This is a genomic window from Polaromonas sp. (genome assembly GCF_012927485.1).
GTDB lineage: Bacteria > Pseudomonadota > Gammaproteobacteria > Burkholderiales > Burkholderiaceae_C > Polaromonas.
This window is the reverse complement of the sequence record NZ_JABBPC010000012.1, coordinates 329,589-350,024: the sequence shown is the minus strand read 5'-3', so window position 1 is coordinate 350,024 and position 20,436 is coordinate 329,589. Positions and strand designations below refer to the sequence as shown.

Annotated in this window: 22 protein-coding genes; 4 read left to right on the top strand and 18 right to left on the bottom strand. The window is 57.1% G+C overall.

Annotated features, from left to right (window positions below; genetic code table 11):
• Positions 1 to 6: 6 nt before the first annotated feature.
• From HHJ16_RS05740 to HHJ16_RS05670, 16 genes are all read right to left on the bottom strand, one after another.
• Positions 7 to 3,315, bottom strand: a complete 3,309-nt coding sequence (locus HHJ16_RS05740; RefSeq protein ID WP_293641509.1) for a PilC/PilY family type IV pilus protein — start codon at positions 3,313 to 3,315, stop codon at positions 7 to 9.
• Positions 3,315 to 3,926, bottom strand: coding sequence for a PilX N-terminal domain-containing pilus assembly protein (locus HHJ16_RS05735; protein WP_293641508.1), 612 nt, complete (start codon positions 3,924 to 3,926; stop codon positions 3,315 to 3,317). The genes HHJ16_RS05740 and HHJ16_RS05735 overlap by 1 nt, the downstream gene beginning before the upstream one ends.
• Positions 3,923 to 4,651, bottom strand: a complete 729-nt coding sequence (locus HHJ16_RS05730; RefSeq protein WP_293641506.1) for a PilW family protein — start codon at positions 4,649 to 4,651, stop codon at positions 3,923 to 3,925. The genes HHJ16_RS05735 and HHJ16_RS05730 overlap by 4 nt, the downstream gene beginning before the upstream one ends.
• Positions 4,648 to 5,187, bottom strand: coding sequence for a type IV pilus modification protein PilV (gene pilV, locus HHJ16_RS05725; RefSeq protein WP_293641504.1), 540 nt, complete (start codon positions 5,185 to 5,187; stop codon positions 4,648 to 4,650). Before pilV ends, HHJ16_RS05730 begins: the two co-directional genes overlap by 4 nt.
• Positions 5,184 to 5,738: a GspH/FimT family pseudopilin gene (locus HHJ16_RS05720; protein ID WP_293641502.1), complete on the bottom strand. Its 555-nt coding sequence runs from the start codon at positions 5,736 to 5,738 to the stop codon at positions 5,184 to 5,186. Before HHJ16_RS05720 ends, pilV begins: the two co-directional genes overlap by 4 nt.
• An 806-nt stretch (positions 5,739 to 6,544) precedes the next feature.
• Positions 6,545 to 7,597, bottom strand: coding sequence for an NAD(P)-dependent alcohol dehydrogenase (locus tag HHJ16_RS05715; RefSeq protein ID WP_293641500.1), 1,053 nt, complete (start codon positions 7,595 to 7,597; stop codon positions 6,545 to 6,547).
• Positions 7,598 to 7,912: 315 nt separating this feature from the next.
• Positions 7,913 to 8,233: an AzlD domain-containing protein gene (locus HHJ16_RS05710; protein WP_293641498.1), complete on the bottom strand. Its 321-nt coding sequence runs from the start codon at positions 8,231 to 8,233 to the stop codon at positions 7,913 to 7,915.
• A complete protein-coding gene (locus tag HHJ16_RS05705) occupies positions 8,230 to 8,955 on the bottom strand; it encodes an AzlC family ABC transporter permease (protein WP_293641497.1) in 726 nt (241 codons plus the stop codon). Before HHJ16_RS05705 ends, HHJ16_RS05710 begins: the two co-directional genes overlap by 4 nt.
• Positions 8,956 to 9,090: 135 nt before the next feature.
• On the bottom strand, positions 9,091 to 9,795 hold the full coding sequence (locus HHJ16_RS05700) for a glutathione binding-like protein (protein WP_293641496.1): 705 nt from the start codon (positions 9,793 to 9,795) through the stop codon (positions 9,091 to 9,093).
• Between the two features lie 130 nt (positions 9,796 to 9,925).
• A complete protein-coding gene (locus HHJ16_RS05695) occupies positions 9,926 to 10,177 on the bottom strand; it encodes a hypothetical protein (RefSeq protein ID WP_293641495.1) in 252 nt (83 codons plus the stop codon).
• A gap of 241 nt (positions 10,178 to 10,418) precedes the next feature.
• Entirely contained in the window at positions 10,419 to 10,607 is a 189-nt protein-coding gene (locus HHJ16_RS16875; protein WP_366557468.1) for a hypothetical protein, read from the bottom strand.
• Positions 10,607 to 10,894, bottom strand: a complete 288-nt coding sequence (locus HHJ16_RS16870) for a GNAT family N-acetyltransferase (protein ID WP_366557467.1) — start codon at positions 10,892 to 10,894, stop codon at positions 10,607 to 10,609. The genes HHJ16_RS16875 and HHJ16_RS16870 overlap by 1 nt, the downstream gene beginning before the upstream one ends.
• A 64-nt stretch (positions 10,895 to 10,958) precedes the next feature.
• Entirely contained in the window at positions 10,959 to 11,573 is a 615-nt protein-coding gene (locus HHJ16_RS05685) for a hypothetical protein (RefSeq protein ID WP_293641494.1), read from the bottom strand.
• 31 nt (positions 11,574 to 11,604) lie between these two features.
• Entirely contained in the window at positions 11,605 to 12,597 is a 993-nt protein-coding gene (locus HHJ16_RS05680) for a DUF5655 domain-containing protein (protein ID WP_293641493.1), read from the bottom strand.
• 7 nt (positions 12,598 to 12,604) lie between these two features.
• The gene (locus tag HHJ16_RS05675) at positions 12,605 to 13,960 is read right to left on the bottom strand and encodes a hypothetical protein (RefSeq protein ID WP_293641491.1); all 1,356 of its coding nucleotides are present in this window, start codon (positions 13,958 to 13,960) and stop codon (positions 12,605 to 12,607) included.
• Positions 13,961 to 14,119: 159 nt separating this feature from the next.
• A complete protein-coding gene (locus HHJ16_RS05670; RefSeq protein ID WP_293641489.1) occupies positions 14,120 to 15,937 on the bottom strand; it encodes a 3'-5' exonuclease in 1,818 nt (605 codons plus the stop codon).
• 231 nt (positions 15,938 to 16,168) lie between these two features.
• On the opposite strand from HHJ16_RS05670, the gene HHJ16_RS05665 reads away from it, so the two are divergent.
• The 4 genes from HHJ16_RS05665 to HHJ16_RS05650 all read left to right on the top strand — a co-directional run bounded on the left by HHJ16_RS05665 (position 16,169) and on the right by HHJ16_RS05650 (position 18,617).
• Positions 16,169 to 16,543 carry a collagen-like protein gene (locus HHJ16_RS05665; RefSeq protein ID WP_293641487.1) on the top strand — a complete coding sequence of 125 codons (375 nt, stop codon included), beginning with the start codon at positions 16,169 to 16,171 and terminating at the stop codon, positions 16,541 to 16,543.
• Between the two features lie 314 nt (positions 16,544 to 16,857).
• Positions 16,858 to 17,298: a CBS domain-containing protein gene (locus tag HHJ16_RS05660; RefSeq protein WP_293641485.1), complete on the top strand. Its 441-nt coding sequence runs from the start codon at positions 16,858 to 16,860 to the stop codon at positions 17,296 to 17,298.
• 166 nt (positions 17,299 to 17,464) lie between these two features.
• Positions 17,465 to 18,085, top strand: coding sequence for a flavin reductase family protein (locus tag HHJ16_RS05655; protein WP_293641484.1), 621 nt, complete (start codon positions 17,465 to 17,467; stop codon positions 18,083 to 18,085).
• Positions 18,086 to 18,095: 10 nt separating this feature from the next.
• Entirely contained in the window at positions 18,096 to 18,617 is a 522-nt protein-coding gene (locus HHJ16_RS05650; protein ID WP_293641482.1) for a CIA30 family protein, read from the top strand.
• Here HHJ16_RS05650 and HHJ16_RS05645 read toward each other — a convergent pair.
• The gene (locus HHJ16_RS05645) at positions 18,614 to 19,813 is read right to left on the bottom strand and encodes an MFS transporter (protein ID WP_293641570.1); all 1,200 of its coding nucleotides are present in this window, start codon (positions 19,811 to 19,813) and stop codon (positions 18,614 to 18,616) included. The two genes, HHJ16_RS05650 and HHJ16_RS05645, sit on opposite strands and share 4 nt — an antisense overlap.
• 118 nt (positions 19,814 to 19,931) lie before the next feature.
• Positions 19,932 to 20,408 (bottom strand): peptidylprolyl isomerase, encoded by a 477-nt coding sequence (locus HHJ16_RS05640; protein ID WP_293641480.1) that lies wholly within the window; start codon positions 20,406 to 20,408, stop codon positions 19,932 to 19,934.
• Positions 20,409 to 20,436 lie beyond the last annotated feature (28 nt).

Below are 20,436 nucleotides of genomic sequence, written 5' to 3'. Positions count from 1 at the left end.
GCTCCGTTAACGCAGTTGCTGCCATGTCAGCCGCTTACCAAGGGTGCCTCCGGGCGGCGCAATTTTGTCCACGTGCCCTGTGCCGGCACTGGTTTGATTCACCAGATAGGGGCTGTTCGAGGCAGTGACCACGGAGGGACTACCTACCGCGCCGATCTGGATCCCGCTGACCTTGGCGCCGTTATAGCTCACAAAGTTATTACTGGCATCACCGAAAAACGACTGTTTGAATGCCCCACCCGTAGCAGGATCGACGGCCATCGTCCAACCGGTGTTGGGGTTGATTGAACAGGTCAACGCAGAATTGTTGGCCGGTATGGTCGTGTTGACGATGACGGCACCCTGGGCAAGAATCGGGCTGTAGATGACCTGCTCGCTCGACGTCGGCAGAACGAGTTCCCATCCCCATTGGTTGTTGCCGCTGGTGCACGTAGTACTGCCTTGCCAGCACACGGCGGTGTTACTGACGGTGCGATACCCCGATACCCCGTTGGTCGTGGTCGTTGGATAGGTAGCGGTCACGGTTTGTTGGGTTAAATCTGTTTGAGCGATTGTTTTTCTACCCGTGGTGGCGCTTTTCGGCGCAGCCGGATTGAGTAAATTCCAAGCCGCCATATCCCAATCCCAAATCCCATACAAGGCCTGAGAACCGCTTGCATAGGTTGCGGGGGACAGTAAGGTTTGAGGGACTTGCTGCCCGGTACCAAAACTAACAACGACACGAGACGCCCCGGTGGTGGTTGGGACGATGGCTACCAGGGGCTTCGTGGTAATCGGCTGGTTGCTGGCCGCTGTAAATAGCGGCGTGGCCGCGGCGTTGCCGTACTTGGAGGCGGCCCAGTTGCTCGGCGAAGTACTGGTCACGTCAAATCGCCACACGTTGCCTTTAACGTCTCCGGCGTAGATATAGTCAACCGTGTGATCGCCGTCCAGATCAGCCGGTGTCACATACGTGATGCCGTTTGAAGTGGTCCCCGTGTCGAGGTAGTAGACCTTCTGCGCCGCAGTCGTGGGGTCGATGGTGACTATGAAAATTCCGGCCTTGCCGTTTGTACTGTTAAGGCCATTGCCAAAGACTAGGCCCCACATTCCGTTGTGAAAGCGGCGAATTTGGGGCGTACCGAATGTTTGGCCCAAATTGCTGCTGCAGTTTGGTGTCCCGCTATCTCCAACACAGGCAAATGATCCAGCGGACCAATCGCCCATCACCAGGCTGGAGGCATTCGCCTCCACAAAATTAGTGGTGCTGGGATTTGTAATATCGAGGGCCCAAACATCGCTGCCCCCTGGCCCAATGCCACCCGTCAACCAGGTGTGCCAGGCATTTTTGTAATACAGATCGCCAGCGTAGGGCGTTCCGTCGACGCTAAACGCCTGCGCATACTGGGTATTGGAGTAATCCGCAGTAGCCGTGGTGCTGTGAATAGTTTTCAGCACAGAAGACGGCATATAGGCAAGCACCTCAGCCCCGTCATTTGGAGAAGTACTGTTGTTGACAAAATTGCCGGTCGTGTCGTAAGCCCCCGCGCGAAACCCATGCAGGAAGCCATCGTCGGCCCCCACGTACACCACATTTTGTCGCGTCGCGTTGGCCATTACGAATGAAGAATACGGAGACGCTGCATTCTCCGGCAGCGCGGACGCGGCCGCTCTAGGTTGGGTGCTGTCGACCCACACGTCGGCATAGGGTGCAGAGGGACCACCCACCCATGTCGGGCTTGAATCAATGATGTCACCCAGCACGCTTGTGCGCATACGGTACATATTTGCACCGGTGGTCGTTAGTTCCTTGGTGCGGTCACCGCGCAAGAAGTTCAAGCGGTCGGAAGTGGCCGAAGCATCACCTGAAGTTAAAGCAGTTTGCTGCGAACTCGAAAGACTGGTCCACTCAAAGGGAATGCCTACGGCGGGACTGCCTACTGAGGGAGTACCTGCTAGCCCACTCCATGTCAGCATGACCCTCTTGACCGGCGATTGCGGCGTCATGGCGGCGACATTGGTGGCATCGCATTTACCGCCCGTCAATACGCAGGAAGCATCCCAATTCGCGGTCGGACTGATGGACACCGTGCCGTTGTTGGCACTGGAATACAGCAAGTTCTGCGAGGTTAATTGTCCCCACCAATTATTGGTGTGGTAGTAGGCCAGATAAATTTGAGTGCCGGTCTTGACCTGCCCTGACTGCTGCGTGTTGATGCCGGCGCTGCTGGTTGAAATTTCGGCGGGGCCGGCCTGGAAGCACAAGACTTCGTGGATATTATTTGAGCCACCGGTCGCGCCTGTGAATCCAAACTTAAACCTGTCGGGCATGGGGCCATTGGATGCCGAGATGGATTGATTGGTCAGCACCGGCTGGTAATTCCCCCCGTTCACGCTGTAAGACAAACTAAGCAAGCCCGTCGCGGTAAGTTTCAGGTTGTAGGTAATGGGGGTGGCGTTCGGCCGAAGGGCGGTATTTTTCCACAGTGAGGCACTGTTGGTGTAGCCGCCTGGGATCAGTGGGTAATCCAGAATCGTAGCTTTAGTATCTTGGAGTTTCGAATTATTCTTTGAGTAGTCCCACACGGTTCCCGTTTTACAGGTGTTTTGAACAGCGAGTTTTTGGTCGTTTGATGAGAGATTCGAAGGATAAATGCCAATACTTTTTAAGTTATTCCACGTAATATTTCCCGCCCCGCGCAGACCGATTCGATTTGCCGAAAACCCGGCCCCGGTAGCCGTGTTGTCGCTGGCGTTCAAAAAATTTCCGTATTCATCCATCCCCAGCCCGATGTAAGCCCCCGGTACACCCTCGTAGAAATCGTTAACGTTACTACATGAATACGCCAGACTTCCTCCTGAACCTCCTAGCGCTGGGGTGGCGGTTGAATCCATTAGGAAAAACGACATGCCATCGGCGCCATTTCCGCCATAAGTGACGGTTTTGAAAACAACGCTCAAACCGGCATCCTTCGCAAAGTCGAAGTTAGAGATGATGGCGCCCCGCTCGTCATTTCCAACGGCGGTCAACCGTAGCGCGCCATTGCCAGCGGCGTCAGGCAAGGTCCCGGTTTGGCCGCCGCCCATGGTTCCCCCCTTGATGCGAAAAATATCGGTGTAATAAGAGTTGTTAACGCAACCCGGGATATTTCCACTGGCAGTACTGGTCGAGGTGGATGCGGTCAGACATGCGCCGCCGAAAGTTTGCCAGGGATTGGTGGCCGTAGTGCCGGTAAAGTCGTCAGTGACCACCACCGGGGCTGCACTGGCCCAATCCGTCAGAAGCAGGGTGAGCAACAAAGATAACTTGCGGCGGCGGAAATTCTTGGATTGCATTACAAACCCCCTGCGTCAACGACGCCAGTCTTGATGGAATACACACTTTGAACCACTGACGCAGCAACATTGTTACCGCCAGTACTCATGGCACTGATTTGATAAAGTTGAGAGTTGCCCGTCGAGTCGGCTGGGTCGGCGCCCAGCGGCGTGATGTAGAACCGGGCCGACGCGGCGTACGCGCCTGCTTGCCCGGCTGCCGCGACGGTCATTCCAGGCGGGGTGTAAGCCACGCCAAGGCTGGCACCACTGCTGGTCTGCCAGGGCACCGCAGCGGTTTGCGGGGCGGTCATTGCGTTATTACAAACTTGCGTTGTCGGTGTCGTACCGTCTGCGGTTAAAAGCCCAGAGCAAGTCGTCCCCGCTGAGCCGTTGCCTTGCGTCAGCCACCACTCAGCGTATTGCATGGCACTTTGCGCCGCATGAAAGGCACGTTGTTTTTCTCGGGTGTTGCCCGCGATTCGTTCGGATAGCCCGAAAGTGCGGAACATGCTCACCGAGAGCAGTGTCAGAACGACCAAAATAAGCAGCGCGGTGACCAGCACGATGCCGCGCTCCTTTTGCAGTGAACGGACTTGCGCCGCGTTTGGATTAACGATTCCTGGCTTCATGATTTGCCCATAAGACTGATGAATCTTGTTAACGAAATCGTGGCATTTTGCCCAGGCTGTCCGGCCAATGGGTTTTGAAACGTCATCGTTACAAGCGCTGAGAGCACTCCCGGCCAAGCACTGGCGGCAATGCTAGCGGCCGGGAGATATTGATTGACTGATCCATTGCCGTCCGAGTCCACGCCAAAAAGAATGGTTAATCCGGTAATCCCGCCAACAAGAGGTCGCTGGACACCGCCGTTCACTGAACAGGTCAACTCCTTGTTCGCGTTGATCGCAAAGGTGTTGACAAAGGTGACGGTCAGAGCGGTGGTGTTCAGTTTCCCATTGCAGTCGGTCATGCTGTCGCCGCCATTTGCCCCAGCCAGGTAGCGCACCGTCAGCGTATCCGGAGCGCCAGCAGTGTTGACGCCGCTAACGGACTGCCCGACCGCCGTGAAGGGCGCGGCGACAGGAAGCGCCACGGCGACCGTGGTAGTTTGAGGCGCAGGAAAAAATCCGGCTTCCTGAAGAACGGTCGTGACGATCCCCATGGCCATTCGCTGATCGTCCTGCAACTGCGACATCTGACCTTGCGCGGTAAAGTTCTGGCGCGTCGCAGAAAACACCGTGATGATGCCTGTCAACAAGAAGAACCCGATCGACAAGGCCACTAAGATTTCCAACAAGGACATGCCGGATTGATGTCTTTTTGGCGCCTGACTTCGTAGGGGGTTGTAACTCATGGCTCAACCAGCAAGGCGACGCTTTGAATCGAGGTTTGCTTACTGGTGTCCACGGTCGCCTGGTTGAGCCCGATGTATTTCTCGTTCCAACTAACGGTCACGGTGCAAGTCACGGCAACGCCAACGGCGTTTGAGCATGCGATGGTTCCGGTGCCGCCGGGCAGCTGCTGCTGCACTGCCGGACCCCATATAGTCTTCAGGTCGTATCCCGCCAGTTGAACGGACGTGCATGAGCTGGCAGTGCAATTCATACTTTGGCTATTGAGGGTGGCATCAGAGACGGTTGTATTCGATATCGTCAAACTGGCAGGCGCCAATCCAGAAGCCCAATAGCCCTTGTTTGCATGCATGGCAGAAGCAATACTTGCCGCATGGAGCGCTGCAAGTGAGCGAGAGCCAGCCGTTTTTGTATTGCCGATGGCCAGTGCCTGCGTTTTTGCTACACCCAGCAAACCAATCGCAATGACCAATAGCGAAATCATGACTTCGAGCAGACTGAAGCCGCTTTGCGAACGGCGCGAGGAGCGATCAATCATGCGCACGCCCCGGTACCCGACCGTTGTACCGTCATCCGACCAATCATGGCAACGGCCAAACAACGAGTCCATTTAGTGTCCGTGCCGTTCACAGGTTTTAATGTCAGCGTTACCGGATCAGCGGTTTGATTGATAAGGAAACCGTCGCGATTAAAGGTAAATGCGGCCGCGCTATTGCTCGCTAGGAAGCTGTCAAAAGCGGCGATAGAGGGATACTTGCGAAGCACTGTGTCGCCAGAGTCGACAACCGCATTTCCCGGCACCGCCGTCCCGGCAGTCGAGTTGTCAACGAAAACAATCCAGCCACTGCTCCAGGCAGCTGACCCGCTGCAACTGGTGCCATCGGTAGACGCGCAAACGGTCACCGGGACGCCTTCTTTCGCCGCTTCCGATCGAGCAAATTGCAGATCACCCAGCAAGGAATTTATTTCACCCGCTATTCGGCTGCTATAGGTGATGTAACGATACGAGGGGACGCCTATCGCCATGATGATCGCCACTAGCGCGATCGCGACCATCAGCTCAATCAATGTCATGCCTCGAAATTTCATAGAAGAAAAGTCACGGTCACTATTCGTTGGGCAACAAGCCGGTGATCCGGCCTTGCGAAGAAACTTCATAAAAACAAATGCGGATTAAAGAGGGCATACGGATTGTGCAATAGTTGTTCGCATATGTTGCATGAACTTGTATGCAAACGCATAACAACTATTGCCGGAAAAAACACTTATTAATCGTTGTTACTTTTCAAAACAACCAGAGCAATAACGGTATTAATAATTCGAGCCGTCAAATTCAATAAAGTCAATAAAGTCAATAAATTATCGAATTACCAAATTGGTTATTTTCTAAAAGCGAGTTCTGAGCGCGAGGCAAGAGATGCCTAGTTGCCTCGCTCGTCTAGCGCCCATCTAGCGCGCAAACAGCCCGGTCCTTTTTGCGGAGCGCTTTGACTGAAAAGACGTGAAACGAAATACTGGCGGCTAAAAAGATGGTTAGCCCGTTGCGCCGCGCCGAGCTATCGCCATCAGAAAAAAATGGTGCGCAAGTGTGAGGGGTTGGTCAACGAATCTTCGATCAGCCACTGGACGATTCAGCTGCTGCCATTACTTGAAGAGGTGCCGCAAGCGGAGTCCCGCAATGCGGGGAAGCGAAAGACCGGAAGAAAGTTAGAGCCATAGGAGCACAGGCGTCTGTAAGACTCCTTACGCATCACAGACATGGCGCCTGTGACGTTCCAGGGAAGGTCAGCACGTGAGTCAGCGGCTGGAGCGCTACAACCGCCGGCGGCGGAGGTAGCGCTCGGGAGTGCGCGCTGCGCGCGTCAACGTAAATGTCAACTGCGCAGTCTGCAGCTTTATGACTGAAGCGACGCCATGTCGATGACAAAGCGGTATTTCACATCGCTTTTGAGCATGCGCTCGTAGGCTGTATTGATGTCCTGAATTTTGATCAGTTCAATGTCAGAAGTAATTCCATGCTCGGCGCAAAAATCCAGCATTTCCTGCGTTTCCTGAATGCCGCCGATCAGCGAGCCCGCCAGATGGCGACGCTTGAGGATCAGGTTGAATACTTGCGGGGACGGATGCGGCGTGGCGGGCGCGCCCACCAGGGTCATCGTGCCTTCGCGTTTGAGCAAGACCAGAAACGCGTCCAGGTTGTGCGGCGCGGCGACCGTGTTGAGGATGAAATCAAAACTGTTCAGATGCTGCGCCATTTGGTCAGCGTCTTTGGAAATTACCACCTCATCGGCACCCAGGCGCAGCGCATCTTCCTTCTTGTCCGGCGAGGTTGTAAACAAAACCACATGGGCGCCCATCGCATGCGCAATCTTGACGCCCATATGGCCCAGCCCGCCCAACCCGACGATACCGACCTTTTGGCCTTTGCCAACTTTCCAGTGGCGCAGCGGTGAGTAGGTTGTAATGCCGGCGCAGAGCAAGGGCGCCGCTGCCGCAGGATCAAGTTTCTCTGATACCCGAAGCACGAATTTTTCGTTCACAACGATGTTGTTTGCGTAGCCGCCGTAAGTCATGCCGCCGGTCTGTTTTTCCTCGCCGTTGTAGGTGCCGACGAAACCGACTTCGCAATATTGCTCCAGTCCTTCGGCGCAGCTTGGGCAGGTCTGGCAGGAGTCGACCATGCAGCCGACGCCAGCGATTTGCCCGACCTTGAATTTTTTAACATGCTCGCCGACCTGGGTCACACGGCCAATAATTTCATGCCCTGGCACCACCGGATAAACCGTGTTGTGCCATTCATCGCGCACCGTGTGCAAATCGGAATGGCAGACGCCGCAATACATGATCTCTATCTGCACATCGTGCGGACCCGGCTCGCGCCGTTCGAAACTGTAGGGGGTCAGAGGAGTCTGCGCCGTTTGGGCAGCATAGCCAACAGATGGGAGCATGACGTTTCCTTTATTTAACAAAGTGAATGGGGGTGTGAGGCGGATGTAGAGGCGCTGACTGCGCAAGCGCCTGACCGCACAATCAGTGTATGACGATGGCGGATTCTTTGCCCAGGCCGCGGGTATTGCCGAGCCCCCGCGCGTCGGGCGAACTCGGCTTAAGCATCCGAAAGACCGCTCCTACCCCGAATCGGGTCCCCCATGCGCCGGCATGACCGAAACGCCAGATTTGCAAAATTAGTTAAACAGGCTGTAGTGCCTGGCCCATAGGGGCAGCCAGCTATCGAATCAGGACGTTGCGTGAATTCGCGGGCTTCAGCCGACCCAATATTGCCAGCCGAAAAATACCAGTAGCCCGCTCAGGATGGTCAGCAGCTGATGCCGGGTTAGGGCGCACAGCACCACCGAAAAGAGAGCCGCCACCAGTTGCGGGTTGTGCCAGCTCAACTCCGGACCCCGGCCATGCGGCGCCAACACCATCGGCACAATGATCGCGGTCAGCACCGTCACAGGCACAAAACTCAGGGCCAGCTTCAGGGTCGGCGCAAACCTCACCCGGTCACCCAGAATGAACACCAGCGCCTTGATCACAAACGTGATCAGGGCCATGCCCAGGATCGTCACGGTGGCGCTCATGTCACACTCCCGGGCATTGACTTGTGCAGGCGCCATTGGGTCAGCAGCATGCCGATGGCGACGCCGACCACAATGGCGGCCAACAGGCCCAGCTTGAAAGGCAGGTCGTTCAGCCCATACGCCACGCTGCCCGCCGCCAGAGCCGCCGCCAAGTGGGGCAAGCGCAGCAATTGCGGCACCACGATGGAAATGAACGTCACCACCATCGCAAAGTCCAGACCGAGTGTCTGCAACTGCGGGAACACCGCACCAAACAACAGCCCCACCAGAGTCCAGCACTGCCAGTTCGCATACATGGACAAACCAGAGCCCAAAAAGTACCAATGCCCCAAACGCGCCTGAGGATGCTGGCGGTAGTAGCTGTCCACTACCGCAAAGGTTTCGTCGGTCAACAAAAAGCCCAGCAGCCAGCGCCAGCGCGGCGGCAGATGGCCCACGTGCGGCAAAAGGGCCGCCGCGTACAGCATGTGACGCAGGTTGACGATGAAGGTCGCAAACCAGATCACCAGCGTTCCGGCCAGCCCTGCCATGAGCCCGAGGGCAATGAACTGGCTGGAGCCGGCAAACACACTGAGCGACATCAACTGGCCTTGCCACGCCGCCAGCGCTGTGGTGCCTACCAAAGCACCAAAAATCATGCCGAAGGGCGCGGCTCCCACCAGCATGGGAACGGTATCGCGAACACCAGCCATGAAGCTGGAACGTGCAGAAGATTGAGGCATACGAGGTTTTTGTCAGAAGGCGTGACAGGCATCATAAATGGCGCTGTCCGGCAACCACGGCTGCGCCAAGGCTTAATCAACTGCTGGTGGAGGTTGGGCGCGGCAGCGGTTCAACTCGACGGTGGGTCCGGCGGATCAAGCCCCCGCTGGAATCCCAAGCCCCCGCACCACCGCCGGGCGTGCCAGAAACGCCGTCAGTACCCGCGTGACGTTCGGAAAATTTTGAATGCCCACCAGATCACCCGCCGCGTAAAACTCGAGCAGCCCGCGCACCCAGGGAAAGGTGGCGATATCCGCTATGGTGTAGCGCTCGCCCATGATCCAGGCGCGGTTTGCAAGTCGCTGGTCCAGCACCGCCAGCAAGCGCTTGCACTCTGCCACGTAGCGATCACGCGGGCGCTTGTCCTCATAATCTTTGCCGGCGAACTTGTGAAAGAAGCCCAACTGGCCAAACATCGGGCCGATGCCGCCCATCTGGAACATCAACCACTGGATCGTCTCGTAACGCTGCGCCGCATCCTGCGGAATGCATTGGCCGGTTTTGTCCGCCAGGTAGAGCAGGATCGCGCCGGATTCGAACAGCGCCAGCGGCTGGCCGTCCGGCCCGTTGGGGTCGAGAATGGCCGGGATTTTGTTGTTCGGATTGAGGGAGAGGAATTCTGGCGACAGCTGGTCGTGGTGCTCGAAGCTGACCAGATGCGGCTCGTACGGCAGGCCGGTCTCTTCCAGCATGATCGACACCTTGACACCGTTGGGTGTGGTCAGGGCATAGAGCTGCAGCCGGTCGGGATGCTGAGCCGGCCATTTGTGGGTGATGGGGAATTCGGAGAGATCGGTCATGGCGGTTCCTTGAAATGGAAACGGGCGGTGCGTGCCCAAAGGCCGCCATTTTGGCTAAAAAGCGATTGACTCGCTGCGCAGAGGGGCAGCGCAGGCCAGAGTCAGGAGCCCAACAGGGAGTGCGCGCCGACTATTGCCCCACCACCGACCAACCCGCGTGGAGATTGACCTTGTCGTTCTCGTACTCCCAATGTGTGCCGCAGCGTTCACAGCGGTACTTGGTAACGGTGACCTGACCGTGGTTGCGCGGTTCCTTGCGGTTGACGCCTTGCATCAGTTCGGGATGGCCGGGCGCCCCGCGCCAGTTGCGCTGGATGCCAGCGCACGAATCGCACAGCGCCATCTTCTTCAATGCGTTCTTGTGATTTAAGTCTTGGGTCATGTTGTAGCTCTTAATGTTGGTGATGGTGGCGTGTTGGCCATTCATCAGCGGGTGAACCACCGTATCCGTCTGGCCCTACGTCAACGAGGCACTAGCGCGGAAATTGCTTTGAGTGTTGATGGTAGATTGTCGCCTCTCAGGCCCTGAGGTCGAAGCACCTGCGGCGCACGGTGAAAAGTCGCCACACCCAAAGTAAAATTAGTCTCCAGCACGATTTCTGCCAGCTCGAGAAGCTATTAAATCAAGTGTGATGAGCCGGCAGTTCCTTGCACATCCGCGCGTTTGCCAGAACGACGCCACGCACCTCAACCAGCTGACGCGCCTCGACCACAAAGCCGCTCTTCCTAAAAAATGGCTCGGCGGTAAGACTGACATCGGCGAACAGTCGGGCAATGCCACGGATGGCGGCCGTCTGATGGATATGCACCATCAGCGCCCTGCCACACCCCGACCCGCATACGCGCCCGCGACAAAGAAATGGTCGATATAGCCGGACGGCTGAAGGTCTGCATAAGCCGCGATGTGACCCTCGATCTCGGCAATGAACGGTTGGTTGCTGCGAACCCGCTCGCCCCACTGCGCCGCATCGTACTGGCGCGGCGCCCATGCATCCAGTTGCTCGAGTGTGTAGTTTTTGCGGGCCAACGCATGCACCGATGAGTGGAAGATGGCGCGAAGCGTAGTTTCGTCGCCACTGCGGAAAGTTCGGATGTACATTTTGAGTATTTGTTTCAGAAAAAACTGGACCGGCGCGTTTTGAGGTTGCCGTTAAGGTGCCCGTTCAGGTCAATAAAGTGCCCCATGTCCGATTGTCCGTGCGGTAAAACTCCATCGGCTCAATGCCTTCTCGCGCCTCTCCCTGCAACCTGAATTCATCTTGCCATGAGGCGTTTGGCGCATAGCTGATCCGATAGCACCCAAGCGGCACCTGAAGCGTGACCGTTTCACCGCTGCGAATCGGGATCATGACGACGGGCGCATGGGCCTCCCACGTATCGAGCCTGACCACCGCATGGCGGCCCGCCTCAGCAAACCCGGTGATCGTCAAAGGTGCCATATCGTTCACTCCATTGGCCGGTGCCGGGATAAACCAGCGAACCGCACCGGTCATGGGGAATGGGGCTTTAGCTTCTCGGGATTGGAAATACGCCGAAATTTGCGGCACGCGTTTAAACAGCATGGCACCCATGACCAGCACCAGCAAGATAAGCACAAAGCGTTTACAACCCGCCTTGGTGACAGCAACCCGATTTGGCGAGTCGCTGTACTTTGCAAAACGTTGTTTCAGCTGTTCTGCTTGACGGGTTTTATGCTGCTCAGATGTACGGAATCGTCGGGACTCCATGGCGGAGGCGCAATGTCGATCACGCATGTAGTCGCGGTCGTCAATGCTCATGCTTTCCTTTCCCTTTTACCAACATATCCAGCTAAAAAACGAGACTGGTAACTGCACGCCCTTCGTACGCGGCGTTGATGAACGGCTTAGCCGCATCCAGATCGGCCATGGTACTGATGGTTACTTCCAGGTTGCCCGTGCCCCAATGCCCGATGTGCGTCACATCGCGCGCGTTTGGTAGCACCGCCACGGCAGGTGCAGGGTCTACATGCAGAAACAGCTGCAGACAATTCTTCTTATGCAGCACCACGGTGGCAAAATTCTTCAGGCGCTTGAAGGCTGCGTACAGACGCAACTCTTTGCGCTGCACATCGTCGCCGAGCGAGAGTGTGTAATCCTCCAACGAGGCCAAAAGTTGCTGTGTGGGCTCTGACAAACCGGCCAACAGCTCCGCGAACGACTTGTCCGGCCCCGTGGGTTTGACGAGGGCCGTGTTTAACGGCGCGCCTGGAAGCGCCGCAGGCGCGGCAGCTAGCTTAGTCTTGGATTGTTTGTTGGGCGTGACTTTGGCCGTCGTGTCGCCCCCGGCGTTGGCAGACTCAAGCAGCAGCAAATCGTCGCCAAAGCGGCGGTAGCGAATCAGCTCAATGTTGCGGCCAATCTGCTGCACTGCGTGGCCGTCGTACTTGGTGAAGTCTGCAGCGATACACACCACACGCGGTGCGCTCCAGTCAATGGCATCGGCGGCGGTTGCGCCCAACTTGTCAAGCACCAGCAGCTTGAACTCGGCTTGGTGGTCCATCAACCAGTCCAGATAAAACAGGCCCTGGTTGATAACGTTTTCGCCCACCGAGCGCTTGTATTCCAGAATCACCGGGCAGTCGTTCTCGTCCAGCCCCAGCGAATCAATGCGCCCTCCGTGGGTTTTGCCGGTGGAGTGCTCGCCGGCCAGAAACCGGATGTTGAGCAGCGGCCCCAGGTTGGCCTCGATCAGTGTTTGTAGGGGTTTTTCTAGGTCGGAAGCACTGCCTTGCAGTTCGGTGGCGTTGCCTGCAGTAAGACGGAAAAGTTTGATGTCGCTCATGGGTTAATTACCTGATTCGCTTTCTTCTATCTTGAGACGTTTTGGCTCCGCTACCTTCGATCACGGCAAACATTGCTGACTTCCCTCCCCGCTGCCCTTCCGTGATGACTTGCGAAATTAAGGAAAAACCTCGCTGGTCACACCCAATCCAACCTGCACGCGCTAACTCCACAAATTGCGAGTTGTTCAGATACCTAGGGCAGTTTCCGTAACCAACGCGTTGCCCGCCGTCCTTTCCATGCGAATCGGGTAGCTGAAGAAATTGCTTGAGGTGCGAATGACCCAATGTAATGCCCGCCACCAAAGCGTCGTCGCGCGCATCAGGACGAGTCGTCTCACAGAATTTAAAAAAGAAAGCTTCGCTGCTCAATCGCCAGTCCGCCATAGACGGTGACGAGGGGGTAGGCAGTCTGGTGAAGGCATTGACCGCGTTGTTCATTGCCTGAATTTGTTTGTGCAACTGTGGATCAACCAAATACGACCACGTCCTTCCTTCCTCGTCGCTTTTTGGCTCCATGCACTTATATTGCAGCAGCAGGTACGACTTGTAGTCCGCCAAATAGATCAGTAGATCGATACCAAGCACAGTTTCCAAGGGTTTTTTGTCGTAGACGTGTACTCGCACTTTGCGTCCGCCAAGGCCATCAAATTGGGCACTTCGCATATCCTCTTTGGACAAAAGTCCTTTGAAAACTTTTTGGTCGTCTCTAATCAAATCTTGTTCTTGTTGCGGCTCTTGATCCAAGAGATCCAAAACAGACTGGGCACTTTGGACCCGCTCAAGGTGCGCTTCACGCAAAATGGTTTTGCGATCCAATGAGGCGATGTCAAATGCTAATCCAATCGCATCACGTTGTTCGGTCAGTCGCAGGATTTTTGTGTCATTACCTGTCAGGCGATTCTGCTCGGCACGCAACGCAATCAAAGTATCTAAAAGCTCTGCCACAACAGGACGCAGGCGCTTGATTGCATCTATGGCTCGGGACCATTCGTCATGCGGTATGCGCCGAAATGTCTCCGCAGTACACAATCGCTCTGCAGCGGGAAAAGCATCAACAATTTCAACGGGATTAATCGATTTTTCGATCATTACCGGTGCCCACATTCGCATCTTTAGCTTGCCAGTACCACCGGTTCCGTGCATGCGCTCCATGAGCACAACCGCGTCTATGCAGACTTCACCGGGTGTCAATGACAAAAATGCGATTTCTCGACGTTCGAAAGTCCAGTCCATGGCCGAAAATGACTCGGAGGCCTCACCTGGGTAATACAGGCTCTCTTTAATCTTGTTGATGCGCCCTAATTCAAACGTCAAAAAATAGCCAGAGTAAGGTGGTTTTTCTTTCTTCTGCGCATGTGCCATATAACTTCCTTCAAAACTCAGACATCACCAACGGAGAGCGCCAATGTTTCCCCTGCGGTTCTTGTGCCATGGTGAATGAATACTGACCTTGGGCAGTGTATCCATGCGGTCTTGCGCTACAGCGTGTTTGTCGAGGCAGGCTCGAAGCGTAGCGGTCGGTCATCCCAACCTCCGCCCAAATCCCCCATCCCCACTAGCCCCAATCACCAACCGCTGCGTCGCCCTCGTCGCCCCGACATAAAACAGCCGTGCCTCATCCCGCTCGTCCTCCCCCGCAGCAGGCATCTGCCCCACGCCCATCAACGCCACCAACGGAAACTCCAGCCCTTTGCTGGCGTGCATGGTCATCACCTTGATGGTGTCGTCATGCGGGTGAAAGCTGCCGGATCTGGCGCGCACTTCGAACGGCAGTTGCGAGCGGCTCAGGGCCTGGGCGCATTCATCCATCTCGTGGTGGTGTCGGCACAGTACCGCCATGTCGCCCCACGCGTGGCCCTCCTGATGCGCGGCGTTCAGCAGGTCGGAAATCTTGGTCGCTTCAGCGCGCAGATTCGGCAAACGGATGATCAGCGGCGCTTCCCCATCGCGCCCGCAGCTGATGGGTTTGATCAGCGGAATGCCGTCGTCGTCTTTGTCGTCGGCGGTGAGCAGGTCGGCTGCAATCAGGCTGGCGGTTTGCAGGATCTGCCGGGTGTTGCGGTAGTTAATTTTCAAAATCGTGGTGCGGCCTTGCGCCTGAATGCCCACGCTTTTGAAGCTGAACTGTTTGCTGCGGCTGCGCTCATAAATGCTCTGCGCATCGTCGTACAACACCAGCAGGCTGTTGGTCGTCGGGTCCACCATTTGCGTGACGAGTTTTAGCCACTCGGGCGCAAAGTCGTGGCCTTCGTCGATCAGCACTGCCTGGTATTGGCCGCTGGGGATTTGCTTGCGGTCCACGCCGTGGATGACGCGCTGAACCATGTCCGCCATCTTTGTGTCCACTGGCATGTTTTGCGCAGGTAGTGTTTGCCCAAAGGCCACCAGTTGGTCGCGGCACCATTTATGAAAATGCCGAGCATGCACCCGGTCGGCCAGTCCCTTGGCTTCCATCACCGAATCCAGCTTGACGGCCAGCGGCTCGTTGTAGCAAAGAATCAGGATGGGTTTGCTTGCGGCGGTGTGGGCCTTGGCCAGGTATTCGGCGCGGTAGCCCAGGATCATCGTTTTGCCAGAGCCGGCCACGCCGTGAATCACGCGGTGGCCGTCGCCCAGGCTGCGGGCGAGTTGCTCTTGCTGCAGGTCCATCACGCGCATGATGCTGGGCAGTTCGGCGTCCACGTCGCCGTCGTCAAACAGCGCACCTTGCGTCTGCACGCGCACTTCGGGGAACATGATCCAGCGCACGCGGTCAATCTGCGGCAGGCTCATGACGCTACTAAATGAGTAGGGAAACATGTTCCACAGTCGCTGCTGAAATTCCTCGACGTCGGCCGACTCTTCCATTTCGTCTTTGCAGATGACGTAGTGCGGCTCGATGGCGTCGCCCAGCCCGGCGGCATCAAACTGTTTGCGGGTAATGTGGGTCAACACCACGCCGTGGCCCCACGGAAATGCGAGTTTTCCGTGGTGGGCGCCAGCAGGCTGCACCAGTTGTAGGTCGCGTTCCAGCACGTTGACGACCTGAATGGCGCAATGACGCGCCTGCGCCAGCGGGTTGATTACCACCTTGAACTGGCCATCGGGTGCGATTTCAAACATCTGGCGGGTGGCGCGCTGGATGGTTTCAAGCTTCCAGTCTTTAGTTTCGAGGATCAGCAATCCTCGGCGCGGATGCATCACTACAAAGTCGGGGTGCGTTTGCTTGGGGCCAATGGGCACGTCGTACCAGAGCAGGTAGTCGTCATCGAGTTTTTGTTCGAGCCGTTCGGCCAGCCGCCGCTCGCCGCTGGTCATACGCGAAACGCACGAACCCATCGCAGGAATAAGAGTCGCCATAGAGGGGCCACCAACTTTTCAATACATAAACTAACATTTTGCGACATATATCATGCGTTAAATAAGTTTGTTGACCAGCGTTGAGGTGCTGCGTTGAGGACGTAGGAAACCCACTCGAGACAGGTAGGACCTTGCCCTATAAGCGCGGTAGCGAACAGACGCAGTTCTCCCATCTGGGAATAGTGATTTATGCGGGTATCTGAACCGCATACAACCAAAAGAGGAATTGTTATGAAATATTCATTGCCATCACTGCTGTTACTCGCGTTGTTCGCACTGGGTGCATGCACCGGGCCAATGGGACCGCAGGGTAGTCAGGGAAACACCGGAAATACGGGTTACACGGGGGCCAAGGGTGCCACGGGTAATCAAGGCAATACGGGCAATACCGGCGATGTGGGCGCCACGGGTAATCAGGGCAATACAGGCAATACTGGCGAGGTGGGCGCGACCGGTAATACGGGCAACACCGGTAACACCGGAGCCGCGGGCATGCAAGGCAATACCGGCAACACGGGCAACACCGGGGCCACAGGCGCCAAAGGCAAAACGGGTGCTGGCGGCTCGAGTGGCAACACCATTGTGGTGGTACCGCCCAAGCCGTAATCCGGCAGGGGTCTGAAGCGAGAGGATGAATAGCCTGAAGCTCTGTTCCAGACCCGCTTGCAGACGCTGCACGGTGGAAACCAATGCGCGCAGCAAGGGGCGAAATTCCTTTAAAAGTCACGGCTGATAATTGGCAATTTCGCAAATGGCCGTTATGCAGCATGCTGCATAACGGCCATTGACTTTTTTTTCAGAGACTTTTGAAAGCTGGCGTCGATAGCGCGGACTTTATGGACGCCATCGCAGGGGTCTGGCACACTGGCCGAGACAGTCATCTGCAGCAGCACACCCACCCACTCTCAGGGAGAAAACCCATGAAATCCGTAGCCGATATCCTGAATTCAAAAGCGGACGCTGATGTTTACAGCATCAACCCCTCCGCGACGGTCTTTGATGCACTCAAATTGATGGCAGACAGAAACATCGGGTCGCTGCTGGTGATGGAAGGGGCGTTAATTGTGGGAATCATCACCGAACGCGATTACGCCAGAAAGATCGCGCTCAAGGGGCGTACCTCCCTGCAAACGCCGGTGCGGGAGGTGATGACCGCGGCGGTCATGTTTGTAGGCCCCGAACAATCTACCGAGCATTGCATGGCGCTCATGACGGAAAACCGTCTGCGCCATCTGCCGGTCGTAGACGAAGGCAAGTTGCTAGGCATCATTTCTATCGGGGATTTGGTGAAAGACATCATCTCCGAGCAGAAATTCATCATTGAGCAGCTCGAGCGCTACATCACCGGCCAGCGAGAGTAAGGCCGCTCCGGCCGGACTTGCCCCCTGTGCCTTGTTTACACCCAACAGCCCGCAGTTCCTGCACAGAAGGTAGCGCCAGCTATAAAAAGTAAGGTAAACATTTTTGGACGCTGCGGCTGCTGCCGGTTCGGGTATCGTCTGCTCCAGATTCACCGTGGAGCTTCCAATGTCCGATGCCATTCATTTTTACGAACCTCGTGACGGCCACCGATTGCCGCACGACCCTTTTAACGCCATCGTCGGGCCACGCCCTATTGGCTGGATTTCTTCCCGCAATGAAGCGGGTTCGCTGAACCTGGCGCCGTACAGTTTTTTTAACGCCTTCAACTACACCCCGCCCATCGTTGGTTTTGCGAGCATCGGCTACAAGGACACGGTACGCAACATCGAGCAAACCGGCGAGTTCGTCTGGAACCTGGCCACCCGCCCGCTGGCCGAGGCCATGAACCTGACCTGCGCCGCGGTACCACCCGAGGTCAGTGAGTTTGAGCTGGCCGGATTGACGCCGGTGGCGTCGCGCGTCATTGCGGTGCCGCGGGTGGCGGAGAGCCCGGTGTCGTTTGAGTGCCGCAGTACCCAGATCGTGCAGCTTCAAGGCGTCGATGGTGAAAAGGTGCCGACCTGGCTGGTGCTCGGCGAGGTAGTGGCCGTGCATATTGCGCAGAACCTTCTGAAAAACGGTGTGTACGACACCGCTGCTGCGGGGCACATCTTGCGCGGTGGCGGCGCGGGTGATTACTTTTCCATCGGCCCGGAGCAGTTGTTTCGCATGTATCGCCCAAGCTGAGGACCCGACGATGATGATTTGCGACTTGTTGATTTTCGACGCCGCCGATGCTGCTGCCAGTTGGACGGCAGTGGACGATCGCGTGATGGGTGGTGTGTCGCACAGCGGCATGCGTTACGACGTGGCCGGGTACGCGGTGTTTGAAGGCACCGTGTCGCTGGACCGCAATGGCGGCTTTGCCTCGGTTCGTTCAAAGGCGTTGACGCCGTTGCCGCCCGGTTTTCCCCGATTGACGAGCTACTTGCTCGAGGTGCAAGGCGACGGTAAGCGCTACAAGCTCACCTTGCGTACCGACGACGCCTTTGACGGTATTAGTTACCAGGCGCCGTTCGAGCCCCCTGTGGGCGTGTGGACCACGGTCACGCTACCGCTTTCGGCATTCACCCCAAGCTTTCGCGGTCAAAGCGTTCCCGATGCGCCGGCGCTGGATCCGGCGCGGGTTCGTCAGGTCGGGTTGATGATTGCCGACCGGCAAGACGGCGACTTTGCCTTGGCACTGCGCGCCATCCGGGCGGATGCTTCGACTGATTAATTGGCGCGGCTTGGCCCTGGCAATAGCGTGAACGCCAGCGCGCCGGCCGTCAGCAACGCCGCAATGCTCGCCAGTACCGCCGTGAAGGGGTCGGTGCCGTGGGCGATCGCCACAGAAGCCACGATGCCCGTCAGCCACTGCATGGCTGCAACGCCCAGGAACATGGCCATGGTGAAGACGGCCATGGCGCGGCCTGTGATGGCCGCCGGGTAGGCCGTGCGCACGTCGGCGTATTGGAGCACCAGGTACCCCGACAGCGCGCCGATCAGTATCGGGCCCGCCACGTCGATGACTGTGCTGTGCGTCATTGCAAATACCGCAAACAAACCCGCCAGCAGCAGCGTGAAGCCGACGATCCAGCGGCGCCTGTGAATCGGTCCGGGGTCGAGGCGGCCAAACAACGGTGGGCCGAATAACGAGGCCAGCGACATCAGCAGCGCCACGTTGCCACTTTGCACCAGTGAGAAGCCGTGGCGTTGCATCAGCATCGGCCCCAGCCAAAGGCCGCGCAGCGAAATGAAAGAGGCATAGCCCACGCTTCCCAGCAGCACAATACCCAGCGTATGCGGAAGCATGAACAGCGCGCCGAACTTGGTGATGGCTTCGAGAAAGGTTTCTTTTTTCTGCGTCGCACAAGCCTTCGCCACCGCTGCCGGGCGCGCAGGCTCGTAAACCAGCGACCAGATCAACAGCCACGCCAGCGTCGCCAAACCGCCAAGCACCCAAAAGCCCATGCGCCATGACGTGGCTTGAATCAACCAGGCCAGTGGCGTGCCCGTCAGCAGCATGCCGATGCCGCCCAAGCCTAGCGTCAACCCGGAAATTGCGGCAAAGCGGTCGCTCGGCAGGTGACGGGCAATGAACACGGTACAGACCAAAAACGCAGGCGCGCAGCCAATGCCGATCAGCACTTGCCCGGCCACCAGCACGCCGTAACTGGTGGCCAGCGCCGACACAGCTGAGCCGGCAATTGCAAGGGGAAACGCCGTCAATACCGTGCGCCGCACGCCATGCAGGTCAATCCCGATGCCCATGAACAACTGCATGGCGCCAAACGCAAAGTGAAAGGCGCCCGCAAAAAGGCCCAGGGCCTGCGCGCTCAAGTGAAAGTCGGCCTGTAACGGCGCGGCCATGATAGCGGCTACGGTGCGGTAGGCCTGGCTGAGCGCAAACGCGGTTGTCAACGCAAACAGCATGATCCACACCGGGCGCGTCGAGGAATTGCCCTGCTGAAGGGTAGTTTCAGATTGCGGCTGTGGGTTGGGCTCCATGGTGTGCACCGGCTACGACCTGTCCGCCTGCTTCGCCAGTCGTTCAGTGGTGATGACCGTGCTCGCCATGCACGTGCTGATGGGTAATCTCATCTTCAGAAGCGATCCGCACGTCGGTGACCTTCAAGGTAAAGCGCAGGGCCTTGCCCGCCAACGGGTGGTTGCCGTCCAGCAGCACGATCTCGCCCTTGATTTTGGTGACGTTAAACACCTGCTCGCGACCATCGCTGCCGCGGCCTTCCAGCTGCCCACCTACTTTGACGCCCGGTGGAAACTGGCTGCGAGGGATGGTGCGCACCAGGCTTTCGTCGCGCAGGCCGAAAGCATCTTCGGGTTGCAACGCAAGGATGGTTTGAAACCCGGGCTCTTTGCCTTCCAGCGCTTCTTCGATTTTTGCCAGCGTATTGCCATAACCGCCATGCAGGTAAACCATAGGGTCGCTGCTTTCTTCAAGAAGCTTGCCTTGTGCATCGGCTACTTTGAAGCGCAAGGTGACGGCGGTGTCTTTTTCAATTTTCATGGTGGGTGCTTTCGGGGTGCTTTCGGGG

Excerpts from the sequence above, each read along its gene's own strand:
- HHJ16_RS05740 (WP_293641509.1), bottom strand. The coding sequence starts at position 3,315 with ATGCAATCCAAGAATTTCCGCCGCCGCAAGTTATCTTTGTTGCTCACC.
- HHJ16_RS05735 (WP_293641508.1), bottom strand. The coding sequence starts at position 3,926 with ATGAAGCCAGGAATCGTTAATCCAAACGCGGCGCAAGTCCGTTCACTG.
- HHJ16_RS05730 (WP_293641506.1), bottom strand. The coding sequence starts at position 4,651 with ATGAGTTACAACCCCCTACGAAGTCAGGCGCCAAAAAGACATCAATCC.
- pilV (WP_293641504.1), bottom strand. The coding sequence starts at position 5,187 with ATGATTGATCGCTCCTCGCGCCGTTCGCAAAGCGGCTTCAGTCTGCTC.
- HHJ16_RS05720 (WP_293641502.1), bottom strand. The coding sequence starts at position 5,738 with ATGAAATTTCGAGGCATGACATTGATTGAGCTGATGGTCGCGATCGCG.
- HHJ16_RS05715 (WP_293641500.1), bottom strand. The coding sequence starts at position 7,597 with ATGCTCCCATCTGTTGGCTATGCTGCCCAAACGGCGCAGACTCCTCTG.
- HHJ16_RS05710 (WP_293641498.1), bottom strand. The coding sequence starts at position 8,233 with ATGAGCGCCACCGTGACGATCCTGGGCATGGCCCTGATCACGTTTGTG.
- HHJ16_RS05705 (WP_293641497.1), bottom strand. The coding sequence starts at position 8,955 with ATGCCTCAATCTTCTGCACGTTCCAGCTTCATGGCTGGTGTTCGCGAT.
- HHJ16_RS05700 (WP_293641496.1), bottom strand. The coding sequence starts at position 9,795 with ATGACCGATCTCTCCGAATTCCCCATCACCCACAAATGGCCGGCTCAG.
- HHJ16_RS05695 (WP_293641495.1), bottom strand. The coding sequence starts at position 10,177 with ATGACCCAAGACTTAAATCACAAGAACGCATTGAAGAAGATGGCGCTG.
- HHJ16_RS16875 (WP_366557468.1), bottom strand. The coding sequence starts at position 10,607 with ATGGTGCATATCCATCAGACGGCCGCCATCCGTGGCATTGCCCGACTG.
- HHJ16_RS16870 (WP_366557467.1), bottom strand. The coding sequence starts at position 10,894 with ATGTACATCCGAACTTTCCGCAGTGGCGACGAAACTACGCTTCGCGCC.
- HHJ16_RS05685 (WP_293641494.1), bottom strand. The coding sequence starts at position 11,573 with ATGAGCATTGACGACCGCGACTACATGCGTGATCGACATTGCGCCTCC.
- HHJ16_RS05680 (WP_293641493.1), bottom strand. The coding sequence starts at position 12,597 with ATGAGCGACATCAAACTTTTCCGTCTTACTGCAGGCAACGCCACCGAA.
- HHJ16_RS05675 (WP_293641491.1), bottom strand. The coding sequence starts at position 13,960 with ATGGCACATGCGCAGAAGAAAGAAAAACCACCTTACTCTGGCTATTTT.
- HHJ16_RS05670 (WP_293641489.1), bottom strand. The coding sequence starts at position 15,937 with ATGGCGACTCTTATTCCTGCGATGGGTTCGTGCGTTTCGCGTATGACC.
- HHJ16_RS05665 (WP_293641487.1), top strand. The coding sequence starts at position 16,169 with ATGAAATATTCATTGCCATCACTGCTGTTACTCGCGTTGTTCGCACTG.
- HHJ16_RS05660 (WP_293641485.1), top strand. The coding sequence starts at position 16,858 with ATGAAATCCGTAGCCGATATCCTGAATTCAAAAGCGGACGCTGATGTT.
- HHJ16_RS05655 (WP_293641484.1), top strand. The coding sequence starts at position 17,465 with ATGTCCGATGCCATTCATTTTTACGAACCTCGTGACGGCCACCGATTG.
- HHJ16_RS05650 (WP_293641482.1), top strand. The coding sequence starts at position 18,096 with ATGATGATTTGCGACTTGTTGATTTTCGACGCCGCCGATGCTGCTGCC.
- HHJ16_RS05645 (WP_293641570.1), bottom strand. The coding sequence starts at position 19,813 with ATGCTGTTTGCGTTGACAACCGCGTTTGCGCTCAGCCAGGCCTACCGC.
- HHJ16_RS05640 (WP_293641480.1), bottom strand. The coding sequence starts at position 20,408 with ATGAAAATTGAAAAAGACACCGCCGTCACCTTGCGCTTCAAAGTAGCC.